Here is a 16,332-nt window from a genome sequence, read left to right as displayed (position 1 = left end):
TCGCCTGTGGCATTTCAGTGAACCGTCACCGAGGCAACCTGCCAGACGGATCGACCGAAGATGACCTCGTTGTAGAGGGCCGAATCCAGGTCGAATGGGTAGATCACGAAGAGCGGCCCCTTGTCGCGAACCGAGAGCTCCTGACCGTCGACCCGGGTTGCCAGGATGATCGGCAGGTTCTCCAGTTCCTCCATGGGGATTTCCGCGGCGTAGTCGTTGAGAGCGGTAAAGGTTACGTTGTCACCGCTTGCACCCAGGTATTCGAGAAGATCGCTGATGATGACGCCGCTGAATTCACGCTCGCCTGTGTACCAGGGCGTTATTGCCTTGGTGACGCGCTGAGGAAGGGTGTCCAGCATCTCGAGGTCGAAGATGGCCTTTCCGTCAGCGTTGGAGCTGGTAATGGAACCGTTGACCTCGAGGATTTCGGTTCCTGTGGGCAATGCCATTTCCACGGCAGTGGCCGGCGCCAAGGTTATCAGGAAGAGCGCAGTCGCAGACATCATTCTGTTCATTTTCAACCTTTCAGGCAGCGTCGACAGCGTCGAAACGCGAAGTGTAGATAGGAGCGATCTCGGCCCAGGCTTGATCGAGCGCAAAGACGCAGGCGGGATCGAAATGTGTTCCAGCGCCGCGAAGGATTTCGTCGCGAGCGTCGGTGGCCGGCCAGGCGGATTTGTAGCTGCGTGGACTGCAAAGGGCGTCGAGCACGTCGGCCACGGCCGTTATGCGGGCCGCAATCGGGATCTGCTCGCCAGCAAGCCTATTTGGATAGCCGCTCCCATCCCACTTTTCATGATGGCAACGAGCGATCTGCTCGGCCATCCTGAGCATGTCGGAGGCACCACCGGCGAGAATTTCTGCACCGATCATCGGGTGTAGCTGCATGTGAGCCAACTCGGCGCCGTTGAGCCGACCCGGCTTGTTCAGGATTGCATCGGAAATGCCGATTTTGCCAACATCGTGCAGCGGAGCGGCCAGCCATAGCGTTTGGATGAAGTCGGCACCAAGACCCATGGCCCTAGCCATTATGCCTGCCACGCGGGCAACCCTTTCGACATGGTCCCCGGTCTCATGATCACGAACCTCGATCGCGCGGGCCAGGCGATAAATCATGTCCTCTTCCCGTTGCTGAAGATGGGCGGTCGCTCGATCAACTTCGGCCTCTAGGTGGACAGCACGATCTTCCAACTGGTTCTGAGCACTGCGCAGCGCGAGGAGATTGGTCAGCCGCGACCGCAATTCTATCGGGTCAACGGGCTTTGCAAGAAAGTCAGTGGCTCCCGCGTCGATGGCGGCGAGGCGCGTCGATCGATCGGCGTCGGCGGTGATCATGATTATGGGCACATAGCGATGACTGGGGAGTGCGCGAACTGCCTCGACAAGCTCCAGGCCCGACATACCTGGCATGATATTGTCGATGATCATGAGATCACAGCTTTGGCTTCGGGCATCGGCGAGCGCAGTAGCCGCCTCCGAATACCCTTCCACAGTGATCGCCGGCATTCGACGTATCAACTGGGTAAGCACCTCTAGATTGGTGCGGTTGTCCTCAACGATCACGACACGCATCTGCGCCTCCTGTTGCCCCACACATATTAAATCTCTCTACGGCACAAAAGAGATCGCTGGTTCGTTGATTAGCGCTGCGTTAAAGCGGTACATGCGTATTGGGCGGATCAAGGCTCACTGCAAGATTAAGTGATAGAACGCATGACCGATCAGGATGTCTTCGATCCCAGCGCGAGGCGCATGTCGGTAGCGGAGCTTCGCCAAAACAACGAACGTGCAGTCCTGACTGCGATAGCAACCCAGGCCGGTTCGTCCGCTGCCGAGATTGCCCGGCGCACCCATCTCGCACCGCAGTCGGTCGCCCGGATGCTTGCCGATCTGGAGCGTGTTGGCCTGATTGCCAGAGGTGAGGCCCGGAAAGGGCTGCGCGGCCAGCCGGCGGTTCCCATCTACCTTAACCCAAACGGTGTCTTCGCCATCGGCTGCGAGCTCGGATGGCAACATTATCGCATCGTCCTGCGGAACCTGGCCGGGGAAGTCCTGGGCGAGCACAGCCGCCACTACGATTTTCCGGCGGCAGACTCCATCTTCAGCGAGATCGCGTCGCTGGTCCGGATTCTGAGCACCCTCGTGCCAGAAGAATTTCGCGACCGTCTGATCGGCATCGGCCTCGCCATGCCAACGAATATCTTCCGCAATCTCGATCTGCTTGGAGCACCCAGGTCAGAGGTTGCCAAATGGAAAGACTTGGACGTCGCGGCCGCTCTCAACGAAGCCACGGACCTCGAGGTTTTTCCATTCAATGACGGCAATGCCGCGTGCTGGGGCGAGCTCGTGGCCATGGGGGCGCCGCGACCCAGGAACATCGCCTACTTCCTGGTCAGCACCTTCATTGGCGCGGGCGTGATTGCCGACGGAAAGCTGTGGGAGGGCGCTCGGGGAAACGCCGCAAATATGGGGGGCATGCTCATTTCCGGGGACGATGGAAAGCCCACTTTCGTACATCTGGTCGCCTCCATTCACGCCTTCGAAGCACGCCTGACCAAAGCTGGCGTGACCATTCCTCCCGGCATGCCGGAGAGTTGGAATTGGGACGCCTTTGCCCCGCATACCGAGGAATGGCTGGATGCCGCTTCCCGAGCGATAGCGATCGCGGTTATCAACGCCCATGCGATGCTCGAGTCAGACCTCGCCATCGTCGATAGCGCCCTGCCTGACACCATACGTGAGCGGCTCGTCCTGAAGGTTCGCGAGCGCCTGGCAAACAAGCCGACGCTGACATCGGAGCATCCACCCGTTCTACAGGGAAATCTGGGTGGACGGGCGCCGGCCATGGGTGCCGCGCTGATGCCGATATATCGGCGCTATTTTTCTCGCGACGCGGCGGACATGGGACTCTGAACCTGCCCACGAGTTGCAACGCCCAGCTTACGGAAGATCTCGCCCCTGTAGCATTCGCAGTTTCGCCGGGTTAGCCCGGTGATCTCGGCGATGTCGCCATTTGATTTCCCCGCCGCAGCCCACCGCAGGACGCTAGCCTGTTTATTCGTATGCGTCGGCGGCTCGGGAAGATAGTGCAGTTCGAGCAGTCGCAGCGACGTCGCCGTATCAATCACCATCAATTATGAAACTTCGTCGGGAGACGGCGTTCCGCCACATGAGTATCCGCCGATAATCGAGAGATCCTCGGTGGCAGATAGGACAGGTACGAAGACAGCGCTTACAATGCCGTATGGCGCCACAAATTGGCTCACCGCCGCGATCACCGGGTTGGGGGCGGAGACATTCATCGATACCACTACGGCCTCATTGGTCTGCCGCGGGCCAGCCAAGACCGGATTGGCCCGATGCCCCCCCCCTGGTCAACATGGCATCCACCACGGCCGCCGGCAGGGTGTGCATCGTTGGATAGAATGCCGAGCCCTCGTCCGCCGACACCGAAGAGGCAAATACAAAATACGCGAACCCAACCGTCTGAACCGCTTCGGAGACCGCACGCTGGAGTTGCACGCTACAGGCTGACTTCGAATTTCCCGGCGATTTGGCGTAAGGGCGCTGAACGCAGACGTCGGGCTGAAGCCACTGCCATATCCGCTCATGCAAATCCTCCTATCGCAATTATTAAAACACTTAGTAGAACTTAAGGGCTTTTTGCATACGCAGTCTTGATCGATGCAGGGCGCGGCTATTCTCGAGACAGTCCAATCTGGCCGGCCATTGCCGTCTATGCTGCGCAGGAGCGAGCCCGTGGAGAATTCCGCAAACGCCGGAGATATTGCAGCCCGCCTCGATTTCATCGGTCTCGACACGAAGGGTAAGGACGCGCTTTGCTCTGTCGAGACATTGATTGCAAAACATCTGCCCGACGCTCGCCCGCTTCTGCAAAAAGCTCGCAACGGTTCCTGTCGTTTCCCGGTTTTCTCTGGGTCGGACCAGATGAACCGGGCCCAGTCGAGCCAACTGGCCACTGGCATTCGATCGCAACGGCTTGGCACGATGGCAAGTACGTCGAGTCGAGCCGACGCATAGGCCTCCGGCACGCGCAGATCGGCCTTGAGCCGCGCTGGTAAACTGGTGGCTATGGCGTCATCCTCGAAACCCTGGTCACGGAGGTGGCCCGGGGCATTGCCTATCGCTCGCCATCGAAATCACTTCGGGCCGTCCCCCGAGCCTCCTGCCTGCCTTGGCGATGAGGAAAACTCTCGCCCTATGCAGCCTTGTCGACGAGACGGGAGAGATCGATCTTGGCTTCGTGGATATTGACGGTCTCTACCATTTTTTTTGCCTCAGCGGACTTGGTCCATAAAACTAGTCCATATCTGAGGCGCTTTCAAAATGAGGCTTGCCTGGGATCACCGCCTCCCGCCCGGTAGCCCGAGATCAGCGCCGAATAGAAAGAGCGTTCACCCATTCCCGCCAAGACGAGCCTTATACGATCGAGATCGGGCGTTATCGATCATACCGCGCCCGCGCGCCGGCCTCCGTCTATGTCATAGGCGTTGTTTCGCCCTCGGCCCCCTATCCCGGCCCGGCCGATGTGGCGCCAATGTGGGTCTTGTCCCCGCGCGGGGCTTGGGACTTACTGGCATAGACGAGGGTGTGCAACGGCAAGGATCGAGGTTTGCGCCAAGATTATCGCGCTGCTGCACTCTATCCCTCCACTAGGTGTAACGAATGCGAGGGTCGAGCCAGGCGAGTAGGAGATCGGAAAGGAGCGTGCCGATCACCGTGAGGACGCTGAGCATCATGATGAAGCTGCCCGCCAGATACATATCCTGGCTGATCAGCGCCTGAAGCAGCAAGGGACCGGTCATGGGCAGGTTGAGCACTACCGCGGTGATGGTCGCGCCCGAGACGAGCGTGGGCAGAACCCAGCCCACCGTGGAAATGAACGGGTTGAGCGCAATGCGGACCGGATATTTGAGCAGCATGCGCCTTTCCGACAGGCCATAGGCCCGCGCCGTCGTCACATAGGGCTTGCCCAGTTCATCGAGAAGGTTGGCGCGCAGGATGCGGATGAGAGATGCCGTGCCGCTGGTCCCGAGCACGATGGTGGGGATGATCAGGTGCTGTCCCATGTCGAAGAGCTTGCCCCAGCTCCAGGGCGCATTCTCGTATTCGGCCGAGAACAGACCGCCGATACCGGTGCCGAAATAGCGGAAGGCGATATACATGAGGACGAGGGCAAAAAGGAAATTGGGGATGGCAAGGCCAAGCACGCCGACGAACGTGGCGAGATAGTCGCCAATCGTGTTCTTGCGCACGGCCGTGTAGATGCCGATGGGCAGGGAGATGGCCCAGATGAAAAGCAGGGTGATGAGCGCGAGGACGAAGGTAAGGCCAAGCCGGTTCCAGAGGAGATCTGCGACCGGGCGGCGCCATTCGAGCGAATAGCCGAAGTCCCCGGCAAAGATGATATTGGAGATCCATTTCCAATATTGCACCCAGAACGGATCATCGAGCCCGTAGCGTGACCGGATGGCAGCCATCTCCGCCGGATCGACCGTCGTGCCCTGCAGGTTCAACTGGGCGACCATCGCGGTCACATAGTCGCCGGGCGGCAGCTGAATGATGACGAAGGTCATCAGCGAAATCGCAGCGACGGTGACGATCATGTAGAGCAAGCGGCGCAGAATGAAGGCGGTCATCGAACTCTCCGAAACGGGCCTCGCCCGGCCCTCGGGCCGGGCGAGGGAACAAGGTCTATTCGGCTTCGTAGTAGAACTGCTCGGGATTGGCGGCGCCCGGATGGGCGTATTCGGAGCTGGCAAGCAGCACGGATGGGAAATTGCCCATACGCTTGTTGACGATGCCGTAGTCCGAGGTCGGCTGCATCACGCCGATCGTATAGAACTCGTCCTTGGAAATGCGCAGCACTTCCTGCATCAGCCGCAGGCGCTCGCTGGCATCCACTTCGGCAAAAACCTGCTGGTAAAGATCCATCTGCTGCTTGGCAGCTTCGGACGGCTCTTCGGGATTGGTGTCATTGGTGAACCACTGTCCCCAGGTCGTGGCGTAGAAGGCGGCCCAGGACGAGGGGAAGTAGTATTTCGGATCAAAGATAGAGTCAGCGCCGCCCGATGCAGACCAGACCGCCGCATCGTGGTCGTTGGACTCGACCCGCTGATTAAGGGCCGTCGTGTCGGAGGTATTGACGAGCAGATCAACCCCGATCTGGCGCCAATAGCCCTTGATCAGTTCGGCACTATCGATCCAGGGCTGGCGAATGACCGAGATATCGATGGTGAATTGCAGCGGCCGGCCATCGGACATGAGACGGATGCCATTGCCATCCTTCTCGGTGAGCCCCAGGCCATCGAGCATTTCATTGGCTTTGGCGATATCGAAATCGGTGAACTGGGTCGCCATCTCCTCGTCAAAGAGCGGGGATTCGGGACGTTCCACCGTCTGGTAGGGCAGGCCCTGGCCCAGCCAGACAAGCTCGATGACCTCTTCGCGGTTAATGGCCGTCGACAGTGCCTGGCGGAAGACCTTGTTGCCGAACAAATCGCGCAACACGGGATCCTTGTGGGTCATGTTGAGCGAAACGATCATGAGGTTGGCGCGGTTGGGCAGCACCTCGTAGAACTCATAACCGCCCGCTTCCTGATTGTCGAAGAAGGTGCCGCGATTTTCCGGCGTGGCGACAAACCCGACATAGGAGTCGAGCATGTCGAAGTCGCCATTGGCGGCCTTGAGGGTCGTGACCTGCGCGTCGGTGATGATATCTACTGTGACCCGGTCGAAATAGGGCAGCTGGTTCCCTTCGGTGTCGACCTTGAAATAATAGGGATTGCGCTCGGCGATGACCTGCGAGCCGCTGCCCTGCCCGATGCCCTGGGTGATGATCCAGGGGTGGAGCCGCGGCATTTCGGGATTGCGCCACATATCCGCCTTGGCGTGGAAATTCTGCACCCAGTCAGTGCCGCCGGCGCTTGCGTTGAAATCCGGATGGAACTGTTCGAGATAGTGCTTGGGATAGGCAAAGGGCTGGTTCTGCTCGGCGTCATTTGCAGGGGTCGCCATATATTGCAGCAGGAGCCCATTGGGTCCGCCAAAGACGAACTTGACGGTGGTGTCGTCGATCTTCTCGACGACCAGCGGCTTGTCATTGCGGACGGTCCAGGTGGGTTTGGAAGGGAAAAGCGCGGTGTTGGAATAGACGTTCTCGTACCAGAACATCACGTCATCGGCAGTGAAGGGTTCGCCATCGCTCCACTTGTGTCCCTCGCGCAGATGAAAGGTATATTCCGAGCCGTCCTCGTTGATCTCGACGTCTTCGGCGACGTTCATGATGACATCGGGGACGATGTCGGCCTGCTCGATATCGGGCTGCCAGGTCACGGAGCGGACGAAGTTCTCGTAGCCGATGGTGCGCGCCAGGGTGCCGATATCGCTCGGTGAACTCATCACCATGCGCCAGGTGCCGCCATATTGACCGACGGCTTCAAAGGGCTCCACCACCATTGGATTGGCGGGCAGGCGCTCCTCGACCGGTGGCAGCGCCCCGGACGCGACCTGATCGGACAGGACCGGGGCTTCGTGATAATCCTGCGCGAGCGCAGCGGCCGACGACAGCAGCAGGGCAACCAGAGTCAACTTGGGCACGGTCAGTGCCAGCTTCGATAGATCAGGCATGAGTTTCTCCTCCTCCATGTTCAGGTCTATGGCGGTGTATCCGCCTTGGTCTGGAGCCGGCGGGGCACGCCGGCTCCCCAAATCAGTGGGCGCGGACCTGGATGGCCTCGAAGGCCTCGACCGGGGGCAGCGCGTACCAGAGATAGCCTTCGCTATCGGCGGGGCCCGCAGGCTGGACCGTCTCGCCCGATACAAGGGCGAGGGCCGCACCCGTGACCCCGCGAACACCGAGGCGCAGGCCATGCAGAGCCGGCGCGTCCTCGTAGAGATTGTTGCGTTGGCCGCTGTAATTGATGAGGTGGACCAACACATTGCCCTCGGCGGGCTGGCTCTGCACCGTCACTTCGAGCGAACCGCGACCCTCCACCTTTACCGGCGCCGGCGCGATGTGGCGGACGACAAGATCGGTGAGGAAGGTCCGGGTATGGGGCAGGCTGTCGCGATAGTAGAGCGCGTCGGCATGCCAGGGCACATAGATCGCCCTGCCCTTGCCATGGGCGCCGATAATCGCGCCGGGCATGTCGCTTTCATAGTCGGGGAAGCAGAGTTCGGGCGGGCCGAAACGTTGCGGCGGCAGGAGTTTCAGAACCGTCTCCGAACCTTGCGCAGCCTCTGCGACGTAATAGGTGTGATCGAGCATCAGGAGCTTGACGTCGTCGCTGATCGGCAATTCGCCCGGCGTGACGCGAAAATAGGCCCCCTTCATGTTGGGGCGTGCCATCGGCCGGTCGGTAATGGGCAGGCTCTTGAGCGCAGGCGTTTCACGCCGCGCCCCCTTTTCGTCATAGAGCCCGGTTTCGCCCGTCGCGAGCAGCACGCCGCCGGCCTTGACCCAGGCGTCTATAGTCTTGGCTTCGGCATCGGACATGCAGGTGACATTGGGCAGGACCAGCGCATCGTAGCGCGCGAGCACATCGGCGCCCTTGTCGCCTGTGATGACCTCGTCGACGACGAGATCGAAAGGCAGGCGCGCTTCGACAAGGGCCCGATAGGCGCCGCGGAAGGCGGCCTCGGCGAGATGGCCGCTGGCCGGGCGCTTGGAATAGCCCCCTGCCCCATGTCCGGGTACGACAGCATGGGAATGATAGAGCGCAATTTTCGAGGCCGGCTTGAGGCCGGTATAGTGGCGCTCATTGGCCTTGTGCCAATGAAAGAGCCTTGAAGTGTCCGGGAAGGCGGTCTTGTCGTCCTGCTCCATCACGCCGAGCAGATAATAGTCGAGCGTGGCCCCGCTACCCAGTTGCTGGGCGGCGCGGGCCAGCTGATAGGGCCCGGTCTCGGAGACGAAGCGCCAGGCAAAGTCGATGAAATTGGCCGATGTCGAGGACACCGTCTTGCCCTGACCATAGGCCTGTCCCCAACGCGCCTGTTCCCCGGCCTGATAAGGCCATTCCGGTTGCGGCCGGTCGACGGCGCGCTGGGTTTCCATGCGGATGAGATCGCTGTCACCGCGATGGCCGGTCATGGCGACCTGCGGGGCGACCTGCTTGATGTGCTTGTAGACCTTGGCGCGCAGTGCGAGCGAAGTGCGGTCCTTGAACTCCAGATAATCGGCATAGGATGGATCGGAGAAATCCTCCTTGAGCGGGAGGGCCTTGCCATACATGTCGTGGAAGCGGCGGCGGCAATTGTCGCACACGCAGGTGCCGAAATAGTGCCCCGAATAGGTGAAATTGGTGTAGCCGAACATGTTGAAGAACACGCCGTCAACGTCGTATTTGCCCAGAGATTCCGAGATGATCTCGAGGGAATAGTCCTGATACCAGCCCCCGTTCACGCAGGCCTGGTAAGTGCCGTTATATTCGAGCGCCTCGCCTCTGGCATTGTGCACGAACCAATCGGGGTGGGCCTCGTAGCCCAGACGGGTGGCCTTGGACATGTCATAGCGTCCGACAAGCGCGATGCCTTCGGAATGGGCAGCCTCGATGGCATCCCCCAGAGCATCGCCCTTCATATGCGGGTTGATGGCATGGAGGTCGAGCGTGGTGGGGTAGAAGGCGTAGATGCCACCGATATTGTAGAGCAGCACGTCGGCGCCGAAAGCCTTGACCTCGCGGGCGAGCGCCTTCTGATCATAGAGCGCGTCGGTCTGGCGCAGGTTGGTCTGCACCATGCGATAGGGCCGCTTCCACCAGTTCTTGGTATCGGCAGCGACACCCGCGCCGGCCTCTTGTTCATGCAGCATCGACAGTAACTCCCTTGAGCATCAATTCTTCGGCGTGGTGGCAGGCAACGAGGCTGCTACCGACCGAGCGCAATTGCGGGTCTTCGGCCTCGCAGCGGTCGGTGGCGTAGGGACAGCGCGGATGGAAAGCGCAACCGGTAGGCCGGTTGGCGGGGTCGGCGACCTCGCCCTTGAGGCGGGCCGGGCGCTTGGCACGGGCGCTACGCGGATCGGGCCTTGGCACGGCGGCAAGAAGCGCAGCCGTATAGGGATGGCGTGGTGCGGCGAAAAGCTGCTCGGTATCGCTGAGCTCAACGACGCGGCCGGCATACATGACCGCCACGCGGTCCGAGATATATTCAACAACGCTCAGGTCGTGGCTGATAAAGACATAGGTCAGCGCGAACTCTTCCTGCAGGTCCTGCATCAGGTTGAGTGTTTGGGCCTGGATCGACACATCGAGCGCCGAAACGCATTCATCGGCGACGACCAGCCGCGGATGTACCGCGAGGGCCCGGGCTATGCCGATGCGCTGCCGCTCGCCGCCCGAAAAGGCATAGGGGAAGCGGTTCATATATTCGGGGCGCAGGCCCACCTTGCGTAAGAGCGCGGCGACCTGGCTCTCGAGTTCGCGCTCGTCGCGGACGCCGAAATTGCGCATCGACTCGCCGATGATGTCGATGACCCGACGCCGCGCATTGAGCGAAGCAAAGGGATCCTGGAAGATCATGCGGATATCGGAGCGATAGGGCCGGAGCTCGGTTTCGCCGAGATGGGCAATATCTGTGCCGGTCTGATCCTTGCCGAAATAATCTATCGACCCATTGGTGGGTTCGAGCACACGCACGAGCGCCTGGCCGAGCGTGGTCTTGCCACAGCCGCTTTCGCCCACGATGGAAAGGGTTTCACCGGCGCGGATATCAAGGCTAATGCCATCGACGGCGCGGACATGGCCGACCGTGCGCTTGAGAATGCCGCGCTTGATGGGGAAATGGACCTTGAGGTCCTTCACCCGCATGAGCAGTTCCGGCCCGGGCGCGGCGTTGAGGGTGGGCTGAACGTTCATGCCGATACTCCCACGGCGTCGCCGACAATGGCCGGATCACGCATGTGGCAAGCCGCGAAATGCCCGGGCGCCAATTCGAGGTTGCGCGGATCGACCTGATCGCAGAGCCCCGCGCGCGCTTCGGCGCAGCGTGTATTGAACGGGCAGCCCTTGGGCCGGTTGAGCGGATGGGGCACCATGCCCTCGATGGCCCGCAGGCGCTGCCCCCTCGCCCGACGGGCACCGAGCTTGGGAATGGAGGAGAGCAGCGCCAGCGTGTAGGGATGCTGAGGATTGTAGAAAATTTCCTCGACCGGACCGCGTTCGACGACGCGGCCGAGATAGACCACGGCCACTTCATCGGCGATCTCGGCGACGACACCGAGATCGTGGGTGATGAACACCACGCCCATGCCCAGTTCGCGCTGCAGATCCGCGATGAGATCGAGGATATTGGCCTGAGTGGTCACATCGAGCGCCGTGGTCGGCTCGTCGGCAATGAGCAAGGCCGGTTCGCAAGCGAGCGCCATGGCGATCATGACGCGCTGGCGCATGCCACCGCTCAATTCAAAGGGATAGCTGTTAAGGCGCTGGCGCGGGTTGGGGATGCCCACCTTGTCGAGCGCGTTGACGGCACGATCGATTGCGGCGGCCTTGCCGATGCGATGGTGGAGCAGGATCTTTTCCACCAGCTGGTCACCGACGCTGTGAATCGGGGAGAGCGAGTTCATCGGCTCCTGGAAGATCATGGCGATGTCGCGACCGCGCACGGCACGGATGGGCTTGCCCGTTGGATCAAGCCTGGCGATGTCGACGGTGGGTTGGCCGGGCCGCGTAAAAAGGATCTCGCCACCGGTGACCCGGCCGGGCGAGGCCACGATCTGCAGCAGCGAGCGGGCCAGCATCGACTTGCCCGAGCCGCTTTCGCCCACGATGCAAAGCGTCTTGCCTGAATGAGCGTCGAGATCGACACCGTCCACTGCCCGGATCGTGCCTTCACGCAGGGCGAATTGAACCTGGAGATCGCGAATGGAAAGGAGGGGTTTGTCGCTCATGTGTAGGGATCCGCAGCGTCGCGCAGGCCATCGCCGAGAAAATTGAGGGCGAGGACGGTGATGATGACGAGAACGCCCGGTGTCAGGAGCCACGGTGCTTCGGCGAGGGAGCGGATGTTCTGCGCTTCCTGCAGCAGCACGCCCCAGCTGACGGCGGGCGGGCGGAGACCGATGCCAAGGAAGGACAGCGAGGTTTCGGCGATGATCATGGCGGGGATGGCCAGGGTCACCGAGGCAATGATGTGGGAGACAAAGCCGGGCACCAGATGGCGCCCGATGATGGTCATCTGGCTGGTGCCATCGAGCCGGGCGGCTACCACAAAGGGCTCGTTGCGCCAGGACATGAAGCGGCCACGCACTTCGCGCGCCAGGGACGTCCAGCCGATCAGCGAGATGATCATCGTAATGATCAGATAGACCATGATCGGCGACCAGGTGACCGGGATGGCCGCGGCCAGACCCATCCACAGTGGAATGGTAGGCACCGACATGATGAATTCGATGACGCGCTGGATGAAATTGTCGACCCAGCCGCCGAAATAGCCGGAAATGCCCCCAAGGATGACGCCGAGCACGAGGCTGATGGCGACCCCGATAAGACCGATCGAGGTCGAGATGCGCGTGCCATAGACGACACGGCTGAGCACGTCGCGACCTAGACGGTCGGCACCGAGGAGATAGAAGGGCTGGGAGGGATCGACTGCGCCGATGAGATGAATATTGGCCGGGATCAGGTTGAAGAGCTTGTAGTCCTGGCCCTGCACGAAAAAGCTGACGGGAATGATGACGGATTCATCGGGCGCAAAGATGCGGCGCAGTGTGTTGGGGTCGCGCTGGGACGAAAAGCCCGTGACATGGAGGCCGAATTGAGTCTGGCCGGCATCATCCGTGTACCACAGCTTCAGGGGCTGAGGCGCCAGCATGGTATAGGCGGAGTCGTAATGTTCCGGACTGCGCGGCGCGACGAACTCGCAGAAAATGCCGACGAGATAGATTAGCCCGATCACGACCAGACTGGCGAGCGCGAGTTTGTGCTCGGTGAATTTTGTCCAGATCAGTTGGCGCTGGGTGGCCATGCCGACGGACGACGGTTCGTTCTGGGCGATGGTCTCGCTCTCTTGTGTCGCAATCGTCATGGCGGCCCACGACGGCACAAAGCGCGCGCCAAGGCGGGCAAAGCACGGGGCTTCACTTGCACGTCCTCCTCTCTCGTTGCAGGTGCTTTTGCACCATTTGTTTGCAACAATTTAGCCAAACAATGAGCACGCAACATGCAAAGCGTCAAGCACATATGTGCCGATATTTTGGCTCACCAATTCCCTTGGATGGGAGAATTTAGCGGATTACCTCCCGTTTTCTGGCATTTTTCCCGATTTCCGCCCACACAAAGCTTTCGAAAATTTGGTAGTTCGTTTGGAAGGCAGTTTCGCGCTCATTGACAAACGAAACAAAAGCAACATAACAAATGAAAAACAACCAAACACGCGATCAGAGGGAGCGTGCCAAGGCACGGATCATGTCTCGCGTCACCATACAAAGCATCGCCGATCATCTTGGCATTTCGAAATTTGCGGTTTCGCGGGCACTGACGGGCAAGCCGGGCGTCAGCGAAGCGACGCGTCTGCAGGTCCACAATGCTGCAACCGAACTGGGCTATCAGAATCGCCGCCGCACGCCGGTGATCGGCACCACGATCGAGGTGATCTTCAGGGATCGGACGGTCGCAAGCCGCGAACTCTGGATCGACGTACAGAACGGGGTCGACAGCGAAGCCGTGCTCAACGGTTACAACATGGCGGTGCGCTGGACCGATGATGCATCGATCCTGAAGCGCCTTGAGACCAATACGGCCGGTTTCGTACTCATCGGCCCGCAAAGCCCGACTATGTTCGATGCCATATGCAAGAGCCCGCTGCCGGCCGTGGTGGTAAATCATGTGGTGCCGCCGCTGCTCGACATCGACCAGATCAGCGCTACGGACATCGAGGCAGGCGTCTATGTGGCGCGCTACCTCGCCAATCTGGGGCATAGGCGGGTCGTCTATGCCCACGGCCGGATGGGCTATCCCGGCCGCTATGCGCGCCTGCGCGGTTTCGCCGAAGCGATCAATGCCATCGAGGGCATGGAACTGCGCGAAATCGCCTTTGCGGATGACCAGGCCGCGAGCGATCTGCGCGATGCGCTGCTGGCCATGGTGAACGCCGATTTCGAACCGACGGCGTTCTTCTGCGGCAGCGACGGCGTCGCCGTTACCGTCGTCTCAGAACTCATGCGGATGGGCCTGCGCGTGCCGGAGGATGTCTCGGTCATCGGCCATGCCGACTATGGCATTGCCACCCAGATCTCTCCGCAACTGACCACGGTAAAAATGCCTCATCGACAGATGGGAGTGGCGGCGGTGCGGATCCTGCTCGGCCGTGCCGGAGGCAGTTCGGAACTCGAAGGCCTGCCCGCGCAACGGGTCAGCCTTGTGCCGCAGTTGGTCGAGCGCCAGTCATCGGGGCCAGCCTCGACCCGGTCCTGGCGCAGCCGACTACGCGGCGCACCGGAAATCTCGACGGTGGAGGGCCAATGAATGGCGCAGCGATTGGTGGTCGTATCGAGCGATGTGGACGAAGCCCGCCTTGGCGAAGTGGCCGAGGCCATGCCCGACGCCAAGGTAAAGCGCGCGGGTTCGCTGGCAGAATTGGCCGCGTTGGCGTCTGAAGCCGAAGTGATCGGCGGCCAGGTTTCCGCCGATCTTCTGGCGAAGGCCGTCAAGCTGAGATGGGTACATAGCTGGGCAGCCGGACCTGATGCGCAACTCTATCCTGAATTTGTCGATCACCGCGCGCTGTTGACATCGTCGGCGGGCAATGGGGCCATTCCGCTGGCGGAACACGCCATGATGTTGATGATGCTGCTCAATCGCGATGCGGGGCGCTGGTTCGAGGCACAACGTGAACGGCGTTGGGCTCGCCACACCCATGGCGAACTCAACGGCCAGACCCTTGGCATTATCGGCGCCGGTCATTCGGGCACCGACCTGGCGCTCAAGGCGAAGGCTTTCCATATGCGCGTCATTGGCCTGCGTCGCCGCAACCTGCCAGCAGAGAATTATGACGAATTCTATCCCCAAGACCGCCTGCCCGACTTTCTTGGCCAATGCGATCACGTGGTGATTACCGCGCCTTTGACCGATGACACGCGCGGCCTGATAGATGCCGAGGCCATTGCAGCCATGAAGCCATCGGCGTTCATCATCTGCTTTTCGCGAGGCGGCATTATCGACGATAATGCTCTCATCGTCGCCTTGCGCGAGCGGCGCATTGCCGGGGCGGGTCTTGATGCCCATGGCGTCGAACCATTGCCGCCTGATTCAGAATTCTGGACCCTGCCCAATGCCATCGTCACGCCGCATAACGGCGCCACGACGCCGGGCACGAGGGAACGCGGCTTCCAGATTTTTCTCGAAAACCTTCGGCGCTACAGCGCCGACCAGCACATGATCAACCTCGTCGACAAACAGGCGGGATATTGAACCCACGGGAGATCTGAACATGATCGGATTCATCGGCCTCGGCGTCATGGGACGCCCCATGGCCCAGCATCTTGTCGCCACCGGCCAGAAGGTCTTTCTGCATCGCATCAAGCCCGAGAGCCAGTTCCTGGTCGACCAGGGCGGCATTGCGGTGGACAGCGCCCGCGACGTCGCTGCGAAGGCCGAGATCATCGTTCTCATGCTGCCCGATACGCCTGACGTCGAACATGTGCTGTTCGGCAGCAATGGCGTGGCCGAGGGGTTGACGGAGGGCAAGCTCGTCATCGACATGAGTTCGATCTCCCCGGTTGCCACCAAAACCTTTGCGCAGAGGCTGCGCGCCAAGGGTGTGGGTTATCTCGATGCGCCGGTATCGGGCGGCGAAGTGGGGGCGCGCAACGCGGCGCTCACCATCATGTGCGGCGGCAGCGATGAGGACTTCACCCGCGCCCTGCCGCTGCTCGAAAAAATGGGCAAGGCCATCACCCATGTAGGGGCCAATGGCGACGGACAAACCGCCAAGGTCGCCAACCAGATCATCGTCGGCCTCACCATCGGGGCGGTGGCCGAAGCCCTGACCTTTGCCCAAAAGGCCGGCGCCGATATCGGCAAGGTGCGCCAGGCGCTGATGGGCGGCTTTGCCTCTTCGCGCATTCTCGAAGTGCACGGTCAGCGCATGATCGACAAGACCTTCGATCCCGGGTTCCGCATTCGCCTTCATCGCAAGGACCTGTCGCTTGCCGCCGACGCGGCCAAAGCCATGGATCTGGCCCTTCCCGCAACGGCGCTCACCCAGCAATTGATGAACGCCGCAGTCGGCCTGGGACTTGGGGATAAGGACCACTCGGCGCTGATCGAAGTGTTTGGCGCACTATCCGGCGCCAAGGACTAGGCGTAC

The 16,332-nt window shown here is 61.0% G+C and carries 14 protein-coding genes; 5 read left to right on the top strand and 9 right to left on the bottom strand.

All coding sequences use genetic code 11. From position 1 onward, the window contains the following. Positions 1-14: 14 nt before the first annotated feature. Together JP75_RS09510 and JP75_RS09505 are read right to left on the bottom strand one after the other, a co-directional pair. Positions 15-506, bottom strand: coding sequence for a putative pterin-binding protein (locus JP75_RS09510; protein ID WP_051960550.1), 492 nt, complete (start codon positions 504-506; stop codon positions 15-17). Positions 507-525: 19 nt separating this feature from the next. Continuing rightward, on the bottom strand, positions 526-1,572 hold the full coding sequence (locus tag JP75_RS09505) for an HD domain-containing phosphohydrolase (protein ID WP_035082258.1): 1,047 nt from the start codon (positions 1,570-1,572) through the stop codon (positions 526-528). 141 nt (positions 1,573-1,713) lie between these two features. On the opposite strand from JP75_RS09505, the gene JP75_RS09500 reads away from it, so the two are divergent. Then, the gene (locus tag JP75_RS09500) at positions 1,714-2,913 is read left to right on the top strand and encodes an ROK family transcriptional regulator (protein ID WP_035082257.1); all 1,200 of its coding nucleotides are present in this window, start codon (positions 1,714-1,716) and stop codon (positions 2,911-2,913) included. Here JP75_RS09500 and JP75_RS27350 read toward each other — a convergent pair. Beyond that, positions 2,877-3,131 (bottom strand): helix-turn-helix domain-containing protein, encoded by a 255-nt coding sequence (locus JP75_RS27350; protein ID WP_084587579.1) that lies wholly within the window; start codon positions 3,129-3,131, stop codon positions 2,877-2,879. The genes JP75_RS09500 and JP75_RS27350 overlap by 37 nt on opposite strands. 708 nt (positions 3,132-3,839) lie before the next feature. Here JP75_RS27350 and JP75_RS26235 point away from each other — a divergent pair. Next, entirely contained in the window at positions 3,840-4,082 is a 243-nt protein-coding gene (locus JP75_RS26235) for a protoglobin domain-containing protein (protein ID WP_152565792.1), read from the top strand. 591 nt (positions 4,083-4,673) lie between these two features. Here the strand turns inward: JP75_RS26235 and JP75_RS09485 are convergent. The 6 genes from JP75_RS09485 to JP75_RS09460 form a co-directional block, all read right to left on the bottom strand. Beyond that, positions 4,674-5,660, bottom strand: a complete 987-nt coding sequence (locus JP75_RS09485; RefSeq protein ID WP_035082252.1) for an ABC transporter permease — start codon at positions 5,658-5,660, stop codon at positions 4,674-4,676. Positions 5,661-5,715: 55 nt separating this feature from the next. After that, positions 5,716-7,650, bottom strand: coding sequence for an ABC transporter substrate-binding protein (locus tag JP75_RS09480; protein WP_051960549.1), 1,935 nt, complete (start codon positions 7,648-7,650; stop codon positions 5,716-5,718). 82 nt (positions 7,651-7,732) lie between these two features. Then, entirely contained in the window at positions 7,733-9,835 is a 2,103-nt protein-coding gene (locus tag JP75_RS09475; RefSeq protein WP_035082250.1) for an alpha-amylase family protein, read from the bottom strand. Further along, positions 9,825-10,880: an ABC transporter ATP-binding protein gene (locus JP75_RS09470; protein WP_051960548.1), complete on the bottom strand. Its 1,056-nt coding sequence runs from the start codon at positions 10,878-10,880 to the stop codon at positions 9,825-9,827. The genes JP75_RS09475 and JP75_RS09470 overlap by 11 nt, the downstream gene beginning before the upstream one ends. Beyond that, positions 10,877-11,914 carry an ABC transporter ATP-binding protein gene (locus JP75_RS09465; protein ID WP_051960547.1) on the bottom strand — a complete coding sequence of 346 codons (1,038 nt, stop codon included), beginning with the start codon at positions 11,912-11,914 and terminating at the stop codon, positions 10,877-10,879. Before JP75_RS09465 ends, JP75_RS09470 begins: the two co-directional genes overlap by 4 nt. Further along, positions 11,911-13,050 (bottom strand): ABC transporter permease, encoded by a 1,140-nt coding sequence (locus tag JP75_RS09460; protein ID WP_035082248.1) that lies wholly within the window; start codon positions 13,048-13,050, stop codon positions 11,911-11,913. Before JP75_RS09460 ends, JP75_RS09465 begins: the two co-directional genes overlap by 4 nt. 380 nt (positions 13,051-13,430) lie before the next feature. On the opposite strand from JP75_RS09460, the gene JP75_RS09455 reads away from it, so the two are divergent. Genes JP75_RS09455 through JP75_RS09445 form a run of 3 tightly spaced genes read left to right on the top strand, consistent with a single transcriptional unit; the run spans position 13,431 to position 16,326 of the window. Continuing rightward, complete coding sequence (locus tag JP75_RS09455) at positions 13,431-14,489, top strand: LacI family DNA-binding transcriptional regulator (protein ID WP_035082246.1); 1,059 nt, start codon at positions 13,431-13,433, stop codon at positions 14,487-14,489. Further along, positions 14,490-15,434, top strand: coding sequence for a D-2-hydroxyacid dehydrogenase (locus JP75_RS09450; protein WP_051960546.1), 945 nt, complete (start codon positions 14,490-14,492; stop codon positions 15,432-15,434). A 19-nt stretch (positions 15,435-15,453) separates the two neighbouring features. Beyond that, positions 15,454-16,326, top strand: a complete 873-nt coding sequence (locus tag JP75_RS09445) for a 2-hydroxy-3-oxopropionate reductase (RefSeq protein WP_152565791.1) — start codon at positions 15,454-15,456, stop codon at positions 16,324-16,326. The last annotated feature ends 6 nt before the right edge of the window (positions 16,327-16,332 follow it).

The sequence above is a fragment of the Devosia riboflavina genome, from assembly GCF_000743575.1.
GTDB classification, from domain to species: Bacteria; Pseudomonadota; Alphaproteobacteria; order Rhizobiales; family Devosiaceae; genus Devosia; species Devosia riboflavina.
This window is presented reverse-complemented; position numbering and strand designations above follow the sequence as displayed.

Bases quoted from the DNA above. Each gene is read 5' to 3' on its own strand.
- JP75_RS27350 (WP_084587579.1), bottom strand. From the start codon at position 3,131: ATGGTGATTGATACGGCGACGTCGCTGCGACTGCTCGAACTGCACTAT.
- JP75_RS09450 (WP_051960546.1), top strand. From the start codon at position 14,490: ATGGCGCAGCGATTGGTGGTCGTATCGAGCGATGTGGACGAAGCCCGC.
- JP75_RS09470 (WP_051960548.1), bottom strand. From the start codon at position 10,880: ATGAACGTTCAGCCCACCCTCAACGCCGCGCCCGGGCCGGAACTGCTC.
- JP75_RS09455 (WP_035082246.1), top strand. From the start codon at position 13,431: ATGTCTCGCGTCACCATACAAAGCATCGCCGATCATCTTGGCATTTCG.
- JP75_RS09475 (WP_035082250.1), bottom strand. From the start codon at position 9,835: ATGCTGCATGAACAAGAGGCCGGCGCGGGTGTCGCTGCCGATACCAAG.
- JP75_RS09465 (WP_051960547.1), bottom strand. From the start codon at position 11,914: ATGAGCGACAAACCCCTCCTTTCCATTCGCGATCTCCAGGTTCAATTC.
- JP75_RS09445 (WP_152565791.1), top strand. From the start codon at position 15,454: ATGATCGGATTCATCGGCCTCGGCGTCATGGGACGCCCCATGGCCCAG.
- JP75_RS09500 (WP_035082257.1), top strand. From the start codon at position 1,714: ATGACCGATCAGGATGTCTTCGATCCCAGCGCGAGGCGCATGTCGGTA.
- JP75_RS09460 (WP_035082248.1), bottom strand. From the start codon at position 13,050: ATGACGATTGCGACACAAGAGAGCGAGACCATCGCCCAGAACGAACCG.
- JP75_RS09485 (WP_035082252.1), bottom strand. From the start codon at position 5,660: ATGACCGCCTTCATTCTGCGCCGCTTGCTCTACATGATCGTCACCGTC.
- JP75_RS09505 (WP_035082258.1), bottom strand. From the start codon at position 1,572: ATGCGTGTCGTGATCGTTGAGGACAACCGCACCAATCTAGAGGTGCTT.
- JP75_RS09480 (WP_051960549.1), bottom strand. From the start codon at position 7,650: ATGCCTGATCTATCGAAGCTGGCACTGACCGTGCCCAAGTTGACTCTG.
- JP75_RS09510 (WP_051960550.1), bottom strand. From the start codon at position 506: ATGATGTCTGCGACTGCGCTCTTCCTGATAACCTTGGCGCCGGCCACT.